Genomic DNA, 14,093 nt, shown 5'->3' with positions numbered 1-14,093 from the left:
GACATTAGTGGTGATCCTGGTTCTCGCCCTACGAATTAGACGAAGTTGCTACGAAGTACTGGCCTCACCCAACCCTGACACGTAGGGCTGGAGGAATTATTTCAAGGGACCTGTAACACGGGACCACCCACCCGGACATTTACCAGGTATGGGCACACAAACCGCGCCAAGTGGGACACCGATGGAGCCGGCGATGAGCGGGCCACACCGCGAGCGGCTTTTTACTGAGACACACCGGCTTCTGGGCTGCACCCCCAGGAGCGACACGCGTGCGGTTGCACCGTGCCCGCAAAGTACTCACCAAACGCCTGCCCAGCGGGGGAGAGACACCATGAACATCGACCGGATCCTCTCGGAGACCGACCCGGCACGGAACGACGACGACGGCGCCTTCCCTGCGTTTCGCGCGGTTGGCTGCGGCCAGCGTCGCGTTCGTGGCGCTTGTTGCGTTGGTGGTTTCCGCCGTGGTGTTGCCGCTGGAAAACTCCCGCTGGGAGGCCGGCTATCCCTACGTGATTTCGGGGTTCCCTCTCCCCTACGTCCACGCTGGCGGCGAGTTTTCAGACCGGGAAATGACCTGTGGCGGACAGAGCATGCCCGTCATTGAGATCTCGGTGGAACCCGAATCGACGCTGCTGAAGTTCTAGCCCTCCAGCAGCCGTTCAGCCTCAGCCACATCCTCGGCTACAACCTCTACCCGGCGCTTCACGTTGTCGAGGCCGGCCGACGCCACCCCCCAGCGTTCGCCGTCGAGCCGCGCCATGGCCGCTGCCTCGGCCGTAGTGGCCAGAGCGTTGCCAGCGCGCGAGAGGGTGCGGTGGACCTGAAGCAGCGCACCCGGGATGTCCATGCCGCCGCTCGGTGATTGTAATTGCGCCTTCACGCAGACCATCCGGACCCGGGGGAGAAGCTCTCCCAGTTCATTGGCGAGGATTGTGAGTTCGTTATAGACGCCGTCGTCTTCCACGCCCTCGAGGATCTGATGGTAGCGGTCAAGGCCGCGGCGGAACCGGTCGTGTGCGCGCCGCCAAACACCGGTGCCAAGCTCGGCGTCATCCCTGCGACCCTGCCGGGCCGCCGCAAAAAGTGCCATCGGTGCTTAGAGGTACTGACCGGGAGTGCGCGGTTCCTGCGCGGGCTGTGGAGCCGCGCCAGCGCCGGGCGCACGCTTAGGTTCGCCGTCTTCGCCCACAACCACACCGGGGCCAATGACCGTTCCCGGCGGAAGTTGCTTGAGCTGCAACTGCGCGGCAAGCTGCTGGTTTGTCATCTGCTGGGCGGCGAGCGCGGTCTGAATTCCGTGGAAGAGTCCCTCGAGCCAGCCCACGAGCTGCGCCTGGGCAACGCGCAGTTCGGCGTCGGTGGGAACGGAGTTCTCGGTGAACGGCAGGTTGATCCGGTGCAGCTCATCCACAAGTTCCGGGGCCAGCCCGTCCTCAAGTTCCCGGACGGAACGTGCGTGGATTTCGGCAAGGCGGGTGCGGCCGGCATCATCCAGAGGTGCGCTGCGCACTTCTTCCAGGAGCTGCTTGAGCATGGTGCCAATGCGCATGACCTTTGCCGGTTCGTCCACCAACTCCGTCAGACTCGCGGGCTTGCCCGGCTTCCCGGGCCTGGTTGAGCGTGCCGGCAAGGTGCCCGCGCTGTCGTCGTTCTCTTCCGGCAAGCCACGACCCGCGTCCAGTTTGCCGAGAAGCACCGGGCTGCCGAGGTGTTCCTTCGCGGCGTCCTCAGGGGTGAGGTGCGGGTGCTGTTCGCTCATAGGTTTATGCTCTCACGGTTGTCTGCGGAGTCGATGTGGGGTGTAACACCCCTTTGCCCGCCAGTTCTGCCCACCCAACGGCTGTATTCACTGCGCATATCCACCTATGCCTGATGAACCTCACCCATGAGTGGGCAGACCTGCCGCCAAGGTGAAGGACGCCGAAGCCCTAACGCCCTGGATTGTCCCCGCCGTCGTTCGCATTGGATCCTTCACTCAGGCTTGAGTGGGTCTTGGTTCGTGGATCCGGGCTGTCGCCTGCAGTGTCCCGGGGATTATTCCCGACGCCGTCAGGCACCTGATCGGCCATATTCTCCGCCCAGTTGTCGGCGGCCTTGTCCAGACCCGTCTCTCCCGGCTTGTTGTCTGGCTCGCCGTCTGCCCTGTGCTTGGCCATGATGTCCTCCTTGGAACGGAAAGAGCTTTAGCATTACACCAATCCTGCCATTGTCCAAAGCAGGCTTATGTTCGACGGCGGCGGGATGGCTGCCAGTGTTCGATCCACCCAAGTTACAGAACTATTGGAGTAAGGCGCGACGGGTCATCTGGAGCTTCGCCCGCGTGAAAAGCCAGGCGGCGGCCATGCCGATCAGAGGAGTTGCAGTCAGCAGTGCCGCAAGTGGCAGCCACGGGACCACCAACAGGAAATCCCTGGTCACACTCGTGCCGGCAAGCACCGGCAGCACACCCACCACGGCACCGATTAGTCCGCCGATGACAGCAGTGAACCCTGCCTGCATGGCAGCGAGTGTCTTTCGGAAACGCGGGTCCGCACCGATGCTGGCGAGGGTTGCCTGATCGGATCTGGCATCGGTCACGGCCAGCCCGGTAGCAATGGCAACCGACATCAGGGCCAGCAGAACGCCTGCACCAGCGATCGCCCACAGCACAAGCTTTTGTCCAGGGTCAATGCCGGGCTCTCCCATTGCCATGACGAAGTCGCCTTCCGCCAACTCGTTGAGGGCCGGCTGGAGGTTGTTGACCAACTGCCAGTCCGGACGCACAGGCATCTGCAGCAGGAGGGTGTTGTCCTGGAATGGCAATTCCATGGCTTCTGCTGTTGCCGGCGAAATGATCCCGACCGTTCCAATGGGCCAGTTGGAAGGCTCCGTAAAGGCATCGAATTCAAGGGTACGGACGGTGCCAAGCTCACCTTCCGATCCTGATCCCGGCGCTGTGGCCACCGTGTAGCGCGTGATCCTGAAGTTCGCAGAGCCGTCTTGGACAATGGGCCGCGCGAGGGCAACCAACTGCCCGTCATTCAACGCCTGAACTGCTTCAGGTGACGGCTCGCGCCCGAGGAGCATTCCGAGTTCATTCTCCCCACCGACAGCCAGCGCGGGCTGGTTGGAGCTGGACACTTCGGATTCGCAGCGCCAGTCCTTGGCGTCAACCACGTTGCCCTGTTGCGTTCTTGGACAGGCATTCTCCTCAGGTACAACCGCCTCAAGCAGTCCACAACCGGAGACGCCGCACTCGAGATCAAGGGCACCAAGAACCACGCCGTTCAGCGCCTCATTGAACTTGCTTTCGACCAGCGTCTCTACTTTGGCGGGGTCAAGCTGCTCGGGTTCGGCGGGCTCACCCTCCGGCGGAGGACCGGTCAGTGCCGGTGTCAGCGCGATGGCAAGAGTCTGATCAGGGCCGGACCAGTAATGGTTGCGCTCGGAGTAATCCATGACAACCGCCGCAGTGGTGACCCCCAGTGAGGCCAGCGCCGTGGTGGCGAGCACGGCGGCAATCGCCGGGACGCTCCGGCTGCGGTTGCGGGCGCCATCGCGGGCTGCCATGCGTCCGGCCGGCGGAAGCCGCTGCGCAAGCCGGGAGCAGGCGTCCACCACCTTGCCGAGCAGCAGTGTTGTTCCGACCAAAAGGAGCAACGCTCCCACGCCAATCAGGCCAACAAACCACGGAGCCAGCCGCGGATACACGTCCGGCTCCTGGCTGGAGGTGCCAAGGGCGACTCCCGCGGCGCCGGAAAGAAGGGCCAGAACGATAGTGATCAGACCCGCGACGAAGACCTTGCGTGACGCAGGTGGCGCGACGGACGCGCTCTTGAGCGCTGCGTACGCGTTCTGCCGGGCCACGGTCCTTCCGGGCGCCCAGGCGGAGATCAGCGCTGCGATAAGCCCCATGCCTGCGAGACCAAGGAGGATCCAGATATTAAGGTGAACGCCCCAAAAAGCCGCGTATCCCAGATCCCTCGTGACCGACACGGTCAGCGCGGCGCCTCCCCCGCCCAGCAGCAGCCCAAGCGTGGCTCCGAAACCCCCGAGCAACAATCCGGAGGCAGCAACGACATTCTTGATCGTCCTGCCTTCCGTTCCTGTGGCCGTCAGCAAAGCAAGCGTTCTGCGCTGTATCTTCACACCGACGGCAAACGCTGCCCCGGCCAACAAACTGATACCGGCTAACGCGAAGACACCGATCACCACCGTTACCAGCAGGATCGAAACATACGACGACTCACCACCCGTGGACCATGCATCCCACCCTGCGAGTGATTCCGGCGGAGGGTCCATCACCACAGCGCGGGACAGTGCAATGACCCCGTTCTCGTTCAGAGCAAGAATGTCCTCCCACAGGAGGGGTGCGTCGCCGAGCAGGTAGATGAACGTTTCCAGGGTGTACCCCGCACCCCTTGCTTCCTCGAGCAGTGGGTGCCCGGGCGCGGTGTACACGACCGGAAGGTTGTCCGACGTGCCCTCCGCGCGCAGCGTCCCGCTGATCAGGAAACCTTCGTCCACCGCAGTAGCTCGTCGCCAATTTCCAACCCGAATTCGCGGAGCACCCCCGGGCTCACGAGCAGTTCTTTTCCGACCGGTGGTTGTCCCTCAAGCAGAGTGAATCGCTCCTCAAAAACCGGATGCATAACGTCCAGGGACCACACGCTCACCGGAGCCGGGTTGGGCAGGTCCAGATACGTCATTCCCTGCAGACCGACCAGCACGTCATACCCTTCGGGCACAAAACCAGCCACCGGCGGCGCGAGGAACTCGCCGCCGTCAACGGGGCCGCCGTCATGCCTGGTTTCCTGCCAGTTTGTTGGGTGCTGGATTCCGGTTGAGGATATACCCGAACGAAGTTTCGCCTGAGCGCCGCCAAGTTCGGCCCGCACCGCCTCCTGTGCCGTAGGTACTGTGCTTGCGGCCAGGGTGGCTGCACCAGTCATACCGAAAACGGGCAGCGTGATCAGAGCGACAATGAGAGCACTGCGCCCCTTGTGTTTGAGGATGTCGCGCCAGGCGAGCCGAAACGCCAACTGCGCGCGACGTCGTCGTCCTCCGACCGCTCTCTCAACCGAAACGCTAGAGCCTGAAACCCCCACCGCTAAAGTCCGCTCTGGGCGAGCAGCGACGCAGGATCATTCGCTGCCTCGGACTGATCGACAATCCGTCCGTCGCGGATGAAAACCACCCGGTCTGACCAGGCGGCATGCCGTGCCTCATGCGTGACCAGCATGACGGCGGACCCCTCGTCCGCCCGGTGCCGCAGCACGCCCATGATCTCGTCGCCCGTTGCTGAATCCAGCGCGCCGGTAGGTTCGTCGGCAAGAATCAGGTGCCGGTCCCCCACAATTGCGCGGGCAATCGCCACGCGCTGCTGCTGGCCGCCGGACATTTCATCCATGAAACGATCGGCCAAGGCCTCGATGCCCACAATTCTCAAGGCATCCTTGGCCTGTCGGCGCGCCTTGCGGACCGGGACGCCGTCGAGCTCACGCGGAAGTGACACGTTTTCCGCTGCGGTCAGCGTGGGCACCAGATTGAAGTCCTGAAAGACATAGCCCACGGCACGGCGTCGCAACCGCGCCAGCTCGTTCAATGTCAGCCGGCTGAGCGGTGTGCTTTCGACAAAGATCTCGCCCGACGTCGGCCGGTCCAGTCCGCCCGCGAGAGCCAGCAACGACGACTTGCCGGAGCCGGACGGACCCATGACCGCCACGAACTCCCCCGCATTGATGGTGAGGCTCACGTTACGAAGGGCGGCGACCGACGTCGCACCTTCACCAAACGTCCGCCCGACGCCTTCGAGTTGCAGAACCTGACTCATTTCCTACCCCCATGGTTGTGAATGATGTGGTCCGCCTCGGCCCCTAACGCGGAGTCCCCCACGCTCCGGGTTAGGGGCCGGGCGGCGTTCTGGGTACTGAGCTGCAGCATCCGCGATTCGCAGTGATCCAGCCAGCGCACTTCGGCTTCCGTGCCGTAGATCAGGGAATCGAGGACCAGCAACCATGCCGTGTCCTCGGGCCTGTCGTGGGCAGCAGTGGTTCGCCGAGCCTTGGTGTAATCCTGCAGGGACCGCATGGAAGCCGACCGCTGAGCCTGGATAACGGCCTGCACATCGACCCCCGGCAGGGTGACAGCGAGCGCCAGCTTAATGGCCAGCTCATTGCGGGGCGGATTGGTTGCGGCAACAGGCTTCGCAAACCAGTTCCGCGCCTCCTCCGCCCCGCTGCTGGTGAGCCGGTAGATTACGTGGCCGTCGCCGTCGTCGCCGTCGTTGGTCACCAGACCGTCCCGTTCCAGACGATCCAGCGTGGTGTACACCTGCCCAATGTTCAGCGGCCAGGTTGAGCCCGTCCGTTGCTCAAACTCGGCGCGAAGCTGGTAGCCGTACCGCGGTTGCTCCTGCAAGAGAGCCAACAGGCTGTGGCGAACGGACACGTAATCCCCTTTGCATACTCAGTATCTAACGCGCTAAGTGTTGCATACCGGGTATGTGGTTGGGAAGCTTGGCTGCGCCGGGTCTTCCTAATGGTGTAACTGAAGGGCGGGGTTCGAGTGGATTTCTACCCGTTATGCAATGCAGATAGCGACCGGCACGTATCCTGCGGCTACGAGTCCCAGACCCGTCAGCTCGCGGGGTCGTACTGGAATGCACGCACCTCCTGCGCGCAACGGCAGGCGGCCGCGATCTTCGCGGCCCATTCCAGTGCCGCCTCGCGAGAGGGCAGTTCCAGCACCGTGTAGCCGCCTTCGAGCTGTTTCGTCTGCGTGTAGGTACCCTCGGTCACGGTCCCATCACCATCGACCATGACGGGCGGAACGCTCTCGTCGATGCCGCCGCCGAACACCCAGACGCCAGCATCCTTCGCCTCCTGCACAACGGCGTGCGACGCATCCGAAACCGCCTGCAGCTCCTCATCGGGAAAAACCATGGCGGCGCTCGGGAACGAGATCAGGTACTTCGTCATAGTGTTGAATCCTTCATCGCAATACACGGATGGAATACATCCTCGCCGATGGGTGCGCTACCCGTCGCGAAGTGCATAGCGTATAGGCAGTTCAAACGGTCAGGAGAATTTTCCCAGAGTGCTGCCCGGAGTCAAAATACTCGTGCGCCGCTGCCGCCTCGGCGAGCGGAAACGTACGGTCCACCAGCGGCTTCACTATGCCATTGGTGATAAGTGGCCACACTTTCTCCAGCACCGCCGCCATAATGGCCGACTTCTCCTCCACCGGACGACCACGCAGGGTGGTGCCCGCGACCGAAGCCCGCTTGGTCATCAGCATGCCCAGGTTCAGCTCAGCTCTGGCACCGCCCTGGAGACCGATAATGACCAGCCGACCGCCGGTTGCCAGCGCTTCGACGTTGCGCTCCAAATACTTGGCGCCGACGACGTCGAGAATCACCTCCGCGCCCCGCCCGCCTGTAGCCTCGCGGACTTCAGCAACGAAGTCCTGCTCCCTATAGTTGATAAGCGTTTCTGCACCGAGGGCCCCGGCTAGTTCCAGTTTCGCTGTGGAACCGGCCGTGACGATCGGGTGCGCACCGAACGCGAGGGCGAGCTGGATGGCCATGGTGCCAATACCCCCGGACGCACCGTGAATAAGCAGGTGCTCGCCCGGTTTTAGCTGCGCTGTGAGGAACAGGTTTGAATACACCGTGGCCACCACCTCAGGCAGGGCAGCGGCGGAAACCAGGTTGACGCCGTCGGGCACTGGCAAAACCTGCCCGACGGGCACCGCGACCTGCTCCGCGTAGCCGCCGCCCGCAAGGAGTGCGACCACCTCGTCGCCCTTCTGGTAGCCGGACAAGCCGGGATCGGAAATGCGCCCGGACACCTCAAGTCCCGGATACTCGGACGCGCCGGGCGGCGGCGGATAGTGGCCCAGCCGCTGTTGAACATCGGCCCGGTTGAGTCCGGCGGCGGCCACATCGATCAGCACGTCACCTTCGGTCAGGACGGGAGGCGCGACGTCGGCAACCTCCAACACGTCCGGCCCACCGGCGGTGCGGATAACAACGGCTTTCATGGGGGGTCCTCCTTTTGTGCAACCTGTTGTAAGCATGAAACACTATCGGTCTGGGAAGGTTGTCCGAGCGGCCGAAGGAGCTGGTCTTGAAAACCAGTGGACGGTAACCCCGTCTCAAGAGTTCGAATCTCTTACCTTCCGCATGTAAAAGGCCCCGGCAGTGCGCCGGGGCCTTTGGTGTCCCCCTGACTACAACCCCGCGCGGCACATGGCGCGGGTTGCAGTGGTCCGGTAGCCTCCCGAGGAGCACACCGCCCACCTTGACCAAGGAGTCCGTTTAATGAGGAACGTCGATTCGGGGCGCTTTGGTGCCGCCGCACTCGCTTTGACCACAGCCCTGCTGCTAAGTGGTTGCGGACTGTTTGGCGCCGGGGAACCGGAGCGGGACGCGGAGGGCCAGGTCGTCGAAGACGCCGAGACGGATGCCTCGGCACTGGAGGTCGGCGATTGCATGACCGACAACGGCACCGCCGAGGATCCTGCCATTATGATGATGCCGTGCGCTGATGAGCACCAGTACGAGGTCTTCGCCACCACCGAGCTCCCTGGGGATGAGTATCCAGGCGACCGGGAGGCAGACGCCGCAGCGCAGGAATTTTGCAGTGGCGAGTTCGAGAAATTTGTAGGTATCACTTACGACGAGTCTGAGCTCCTCATCCAGTATTTTTACCCCCAGGAAACCAGCTGGACAGACGAGAGCGGCCGGAAAATCAGCTGCCTGATTGCTCAGGCAGCAGAAGCGCCGACGACGGAAAGTCTCCAAAACTCCAACCGATAGTTCTCCAGGTCTATCTCCTGTTAACCGGTTCATGTTTAGATGACCTAGGCACCCAATATGTGTTCCACGTCACTCGCACCAAAAATTGTCGTGGATCTCGGGGACGCCTCTGTCCAACATCACGGGACTTCGACGAGGAGTAATTACGTATGACAGCAGGGAAGCACCCGGATCGGCAACGACGCCGTCCCGGCAGACACTTTCGGCGCACCGGGGACCATATGACCTATCAGCCAGGCTGACCCGTGCTCTGATCATCGACCTACGGGAAGTATCGGCGGTCCACTCTGCCGGTCGCGAACTCCGGTAAATACTCCGGAACGGGAAGTGCCATTCAGCGCCTTGCCCTAAGGACCGCTCGCTCCTTCCCTTTGGGTAACCCGATGTTCACTCGCGTCTGTTTAGCTCGACGGGGCCGAAATGTCCGCGTCATTCCATCAAGTCACTCGCACGGAACGCCCCGGATCCGATCCGTCGGCAAAAATCACTCGCGGCTGTTACCCCAGCCAAAATCAAGGAGATAGTACGAATGAAAAGTTCGTCATGGAAAGGCGCGCTGTGCGCGGTCATGTCAGCGGGGCTGCTTGCCTCGCCGATTGCCGCACTGCCTGCCTACGCGGCGCCCAACGGCGTTGTTATCAACGAGGCGTACCTCAACGCGGGTAGCGCCAATGCGGTGTTTTCCAGCAAGTTTGTGGAGCTGTACAACGACTCTGACACGGCTGTCGATCTCTCGGGGTGGTCGGTACAGTATCGCTCGGCAAGTGGCGATGGTGGAACGTCCAGCGTCGTTCCGCTCAGCGGCAGCATTCAGCCAAACAGCTATTACCTGATTCAGGCTCCAGGTAATGGAGGTGCGAACGCGGTCGGCGAACCGACGCCAGACGGCGATGCCACCGGGTCATTCAACGCCAGCGGCACTAACGGTACCGTCATACTGTCAAACCAGGTCGCTTCCATTCCCGATCTGCCCACCGGTTCGATTGTGGATAGTCCACTGGTCGAAGACCTGCTGGGTTACGGAACATCGAATACGTTCGAGACGGCCGCGGCGACGAGCCCGGACAGCAACTCCGATCCGCGGTCAATGAACCGAACCGACTTCGTTGACACGAATAACAACTCCGTTGACTTCTCTCTCCTTGGCACTGTCACGCCCACCAATGCCGCGGGAGTAACCCCGGAACCTGAGCCCGAACCGGAACCGCCCGTACCCAGCGCCCCTATAACCATCGCGGAAATTCAGGGATCCGGTGACACCACTCCGTTTGCGAACCAGTCCGTCACAACCCGAGGCGTGGTCACTGCCGCCTACGCAACCGGCGGATTTGACGGGTACTACCTCCAAACCCGCGAAACCGGAGTCGACCCGGACCGGGCAGCCTCTGACGGCATTTTTGTCTTCTCCCCCGACACTGTGGCCGATGTAACCATCGGCGATTACGTCGAGGTGACCGGCATTGCCAGCGAGTTCTTCGGCCTGACCGAGATCACCGTCGTCGAAGGCGGACTCACTCCACTGACCGATGTGGTCGAGGCGCCAAAGCCCCTCGGCGTTGTGCTGCCGACAACCGAGGCAGAGCGTGAAAAGTACGAGGGCATGCTCCTTGCACCCGCTGGTGACTACACCGTTTCGGACAACTATGACCTCAACCGGTTCGGCGAGATCCTGCTTGCTGCAGGTGAAACCGCTCTGCTCCAGCCCACCGAGGTTGCACCGCCAGCAACGCCCGAAAACGCCGCAGTTGCCGCTAGCAACGCTGCGCGTTCGATAGTGCTCGACGACGGCGCGTCGGCTGACTACACCCGCGGCGCCGCAGCGAACACACCGTTGCCGTACCTCACCCCGGACAACCCCGTCCGGGTCAACTCGGCGGCCACATTCACCACCCCGGTGATCCTCGATTACCGATTCGAGGCATGGAAGTTCCAGCCGCTCACCCAGCTGACGCAGGCGAATTCGGCCGAGGTTCAGCCGGCAACCTTTGCAGGCGAGCGTCCTGCTGCCCCTGCCGACGTCGGCGGTGACGTAAAGATCGCTTCCTTCAATGTGTTGAACTACTTCTCCACCACCGGCGACGAGCTGACTGGCTGCGATTACTTCAACGACCGTGAGGGCAACCCCATCACGGTGAGCGGAGGCTGCGATGCCCGCGGCGCAGCGAACGATGTGAGCCTGGAGCGTCAAGAAGCGAAGATTGTCACGGCAATCAACACCCTCGACGCTGACGTTGTGGCACTTGAGGAGATTGAGAACTCGGCAGCATTCGGGCCCAACCGCGACGCGGCGCTTGAATCCCTCACGGCGGCCTTGAACGAGCAGGCACCGGGCACATGGGCTTTTGTGCCTTCTCCGGCTGATGTTCCTGCCAACGAGGATGTCATCCGCAACGCATTCATCTACAAGCCCGCAGCTGTGGAGACCATAGGCGACTCCGTCATTCTGGATGATGACGTCGCGTTCTCCAACGCGCGCAAGCCGCTTGCCCAGGCATTCCAGGCCGTGGGCGATGAGTCCAGCAAGTTTGTTGCGATCGTGAACCACTTCAAATCGAAGGGTTCCGGCAGCGGCGAGAACGCCGATCAGGGCGACGGGCAGGGAGCGTCGAACGCCGACCGCGTAGAGCAGGCAACTGCCCTCGTAGCGTTTGCTGACGCCCAGGAAACCGCAGCGGCCACCGACAAGTTATTCCTGATGGGCGATTTCAACTCGTACACCCAGGAAGATCCGATGCAGGTCTTCTATGAGGCTGGCTATGTCCGCCAGGCAGCCGAAACCGGCAAGCACTCATACGTGTTTGATGGACTTGCGGGTTCCCTTGACCACATCCTTGCCTCCCCCGAGGCGGATGCAACGGTAACCGGAGCCGACATCTGGAACATCAATGCGGTGGAGTCAATCGCATTGGAGTACAGCAGGTTCAACTACAACGCCACCAACTTCTACGCCGCGGACCAGTACCGGTCCAGCGACCATGATCCGGTGATCGTTGGACTCGACCTAGGCGATGCTCTGCCTGACACCACAACGAACATCAACCTGCTGAACATCAATGACTTCCACGGACGCATTGACGCCAACACGGTGAAGTTCGCTGGCACGGTGGAGCAGTTGCGTGTGGCCGCCGGTGAGGAGAAAACTCTCTTCCTCTCAGCTGGTGACAATATCGGTGCTTCCCTCTACGCGTCATCGTCGCAGGGCGATGTGCCCACCATTGACGTGCTGAACGCACTTGAACTGCGTACGTCGGCCGTGGGTAACCACGAATTTGACGGCGGATTCTCGGACCTGACCGATCGGGTCGATCCGCTGGCCGACTTCTCCTACCTAGGCGCCAACGTCTACAACGACGGCACTGAGGAACCTGCGATGCAGGAGTACGAGATCTTCACCGTTGACGACATTGAAGTTGCCGTAATCGGCGCGGTGACCCAGGAGACGTCAACGTTGGTGAGCCCGGGTGGCATCGCCACTCTCGACTTCGGCGATCCGGTTGAGGCCGTGAACCGCGTGGCCGAGGAGATTGACGCCGGTGGCCTGGCCGATGTCATCGTCGCCGAGTACCACGAGGGCGCGGCTGGATCGACTGAAGACGAGGGTGCTCTTCCGGAAATCGTTCCGGGCAGCGCGTTTGAGTCGATCGTTACGGAGACCTCTCCTCTGGTCGATGCAATCTTCAACGGACACACCCACTCGTTCTACGCCTCGGATGCCCCCATCCCCGGCGAAGAAGGCACCCGCCCGATCGTGCAGACAGGCTCCTACGGGGCCTTCATCGGCCAGATCGAGTTGACCGTCGACAATGCGACCGGTGACGTTGTAGCCTACGAGGCCCGGAACGTGGCCCGGACCACGGCGGACAACGCAGCTTTGGTGTCGGAATTTCCGCGGGTTGCCGAGGTCAAAACGATCGTGGACCGGGCTCTCGCTACAGCCGCCGAACTCGGAGGTGTTGTCCTTGGTGAGGTAACCGAAGACATCACCACCGCATTCGTGGGTGGAAACCGTGACGACCGGACATCGGAATCGACGCTGGGCAACCTGGTAGCGGATTCGCTGGTTTCATCGCTGGCGTCGGAAGAACGTGGCGGGGCCGAGATCGGCGTCGCCAACCCCGGCGGGCTGCGCGCGGAACTGTTCCACAGCGAAAATGGTGAAATCACGGTAGCCGAGGCCAACGCGGTTCTGCCGTTCCTGAACAATCTGTGGACCACCACTCTCACCGGTGAGCAGTTCACCACGCTTCTTGAGCAGCAGTGGCCGCGCGAAGGCGGCGTACGGACCGGGTTCCTCAACCTGGGCCTGTCCGACAACGTGACCTACACCTACAATCCCGACCTTGCTTCCGGTGAACGGATCACATCGGTCACCATCGACGGCGAACCGCTGGATCCCGCTCGGGAATACCGCGTGGGTACCTTCAGCTTCCTGGCCCAGGGCGGCGATGATTTCCCTGTGTTCACCGAAGGAACCAACACTCTGGACTCCGGTCTGGTGGACCGCGACGCCTGGTTCGACTACATCGAGGCGAACAGCCCGTTGTCGCCGACGTTCGACCGCCGCGGTGTCATCGTCACTGATGCACCGTCGGACATCCAGGCCGGTGAGGACGTATCGTTCAGCGTTTCGAAGCTGGATCTCACCTCATTGGGAAGCCCGGCAAACACCAGCCTGTCCGCAACCTATGTCAACCAAGACGGCACCGAAACTGATCTGGGAACCATTCCGGTGGCCAACGGATCGGCAGAAGTAACGGTAACCATTCCTGAAGCCGCGGTTGATTCCGGAAGAATTGTGCTGGTGGCGCAGGAATCGGCGACCACCGTGACACTCTACGTCACTGCCGAAGCAGCGTCATGCGAGAAGCCGGGCAAACCCGAAAAGCCAGGTAAGCCCGGCAAACCGGGTAAGCCAGGCAAGCCCGGCAAACCTGGCGCCGACTGGACACCATATGGCCTTGAGCGCAGCGCTCAAGCGAAATGCGGAAAGTGACAACCGCCGCACGCTGCAGTGAACAGAGGTAAATAGAGAAAGTGCCCTCCCGCTAGTATCCGCGGGAGGGCACTTTTCATTGTCGTGTCACAGAGTGAGGATCGCGCGCGCGATGTCGTCCGCGTCGCGCAGCGTCCTGCCGCCGGCGTCCAGCGGTGCGCCCGCCTCGGCGGCGATGGCAGTCCCCCACTGCACCGATGAGAGCTGCAACCCCAGCACGTACAGACTCTTCTGTGCCACCCCATTCGCGCCGATCAGCCGGTACGGCGGGGCTGTCACGTCAAAACCTGCCGAGTT

Annotated in this window: 12 protein-coding genes, 1 tRNA gene and 1 pseudogene; 4 read left to right on the top strand and 10 right to left on the bottom strand. The window is 62.2% G+C overall.

The genetic code is table 11. The features are described 5' to 3' along the window. Window positions 1–434: 434 nt before the first annotated feature. Entirely contained in the window at window positions 435–647 is a 213-nt protein-coding gene (locus Y708_RS0120575; protein WP_155853975.1) for a hypothetical protein, read from the top strand. Here the strand turns inward: Y708_RS0120575 and Y708_RS0120570 are convergent. The 9 genes from Y708_RS0120570 to Y708_RS0120530 form a co-directional block, all read right to left on the bottom strand. Next, window positions 644–1,093 (bottom strand): hypothetical protein, encoded by a 450-nt coding sequence (locus Y708_RS0120570; RefSeq protein ID WP_028281366.1) that lies wholly within the window; start codon window positions 1,091–1,093, stop codon window positions 644–646. The two genes, Y708_RS0120575 and Y708_RS0120570, sit on opposite strands and share 4 nt — an antisense overlap. 6 nt (window positions 1,094–1,099) lie before the next feature. Continuing rightward, window positions 1,100–1,762: a bacterial proteasome activator family protein gene (locus tag Y708_RS0120565; RefSeq protein ID WP_028281365.1), complete on the bottom strand. Its 663-nt coding sequence runs from the start codon at window positions 1,760–1,762 to the stop codon at window positions 1,100–1,102. Between the two features lie 169 nt (window positions 1,763–1,931). Beyond that, window positions 1,932–2,159, bottom strand: coding sequence for a hypothetical protein (locus Y708_RS0120560; protein WP_028281364.1), 228 nt, complete (start codon window positions 2,157–2,159; stop codon window positions 1,932–1,934). Window positions 2,160–2,280: 121 nt separating this feature from the next. Next, on the bottom strand, window positions 2,281–4,509 hold the full coding sequence (locus Y708_RS0120555) for an FtsX-like permease family protein (protein WP_028281363.1): 2,229 nt from the start codon (window positions 4,507–4,509) through the stop codon (window positions 2,281–2,283). After that, on the bottom strand, window positions 4,491–4,934 hold the full coding sequence (locus Y708_RS0120550) for a hypothetical protein (RefSeq protein ID WP_216699857.1): 444 nt from the start codon (window positions 4,932–4,934) through the stop codon (window positions 4,491–4,493). Before Y708_RS0120550 ends, Y708_RS0120555 begins: the two co-directional genes overlap by 19 nt. A gap of 158 nt (window positions 4,935–5,092) precedes the next feature. Further along, window positions 5,093–5,815, bottom strand: a complete 723-nt coding sequence (locus Y708_RS0120545; RefSeq protein WP_028281361.1) for an ABC transporter ATP-binding protein — start codon at window positions 5,813–5,815, stop codon at window positions 5,093–5,095. Then, entirely contained in the window at window positions 5,812–6,432 is a 621-nt protein-coding gene (locus Y708_RS0120540) for a PadR family transcriptional regulator (RefSeq protein ID WP_028281360.1), read from the bottom strand. Before Y708_RS0120540 ends, Y708_RS0120545 begins: the two co-directional genes overlap by 4 nt. A gap of 188 nt (window positions 6,433–6,620) precedes the next feature. Then, on the bottom strand, window positions 6,621–6,962 hold the full coding sequence (locus Y708_RS26845; protein ID WP_035777067.1) for a YciI family protein: 342 nt from the start codon (window positions 6,960–6,962) through the stop codon (window positions 6,621–6,623). A 91-nt stretch (window positions 6,963–7,053) separates the two neighbouring features. Beyond that, complete coding sequence (locus Y708_RS0120530) at window positions 7,054–8,025, bottom strand: NAD(P)H-quinone oxidoreductase (RefSeq protein ID WP_028281359.1); 972 nt, start codon at window positions 8,023–8,025, stop codon at window positions 7,054–7,056. Window positions 8,026–8,078: 53 nt separating this feature from the next. On the opposite strand from Y708_RS0120530, the gene Y708_RS0120525 reads away from it, so the two are divergent. The 3 genes from Y708_RS0120525 to Y708_RS26835 all read left to right on the top strand — a co-directional run bounded on the left by Y708_RS0120525 (window position 8,079) and on the right by Y708_RS26835 (window position 13,796). Further along, a tRNA-Ser gene (locus Y708_RS0120525) sits at window positions 8,079–8,166 on the top strand. Between the two features lie 139 nt (window positions 8,167–8,305). After that, entirely contained in the window at window positions 8,306–8,803 is a 498-nt protein-coding gene (locus Y708_RS27785) for a septum formation family protein (RefSeq protein WP_051479240.1), read from the top strand. 529 nt (window positions 8,804–9,332) lie between these two features. Further along, the gene (locus Y708_RS26835; RefSeq protein WP_051479239.1) at window positions 9,333–13,796 is read left to right on the top strand and encodes an ExeM/NucH family extracellular endonuclease; all 4,464 of its coding nucleotides are present in this window, start codon (window positions 9,333–9,335) and stop codon (window positions 13,794–13,796) included. 87 nt (window positions 13,797–13,883) lie between these two features. On the opposite strand, the pseudogene Y708_RS26830 reads toward Y708_RS26835, so the two are convergent. Next, window positions 13,884–14,093 (bottom strand): annotated as a pseudogene (locus Y708_RS26830) (hypothetical protein); the annotation flags it as partial.

The sequence above is a fragment of the Arthrobacter sp. H5 genome (assembly GCF_000520595.1).
Classification (GTDB): Bacteria; Actinomycetota; Actinomycetes; order Actinomycetales; family Micrococcaceae; genus Arthrobacter_D.
This window is presented reverse-complemented; position numbering and strand designations above follow the sequence as displayed.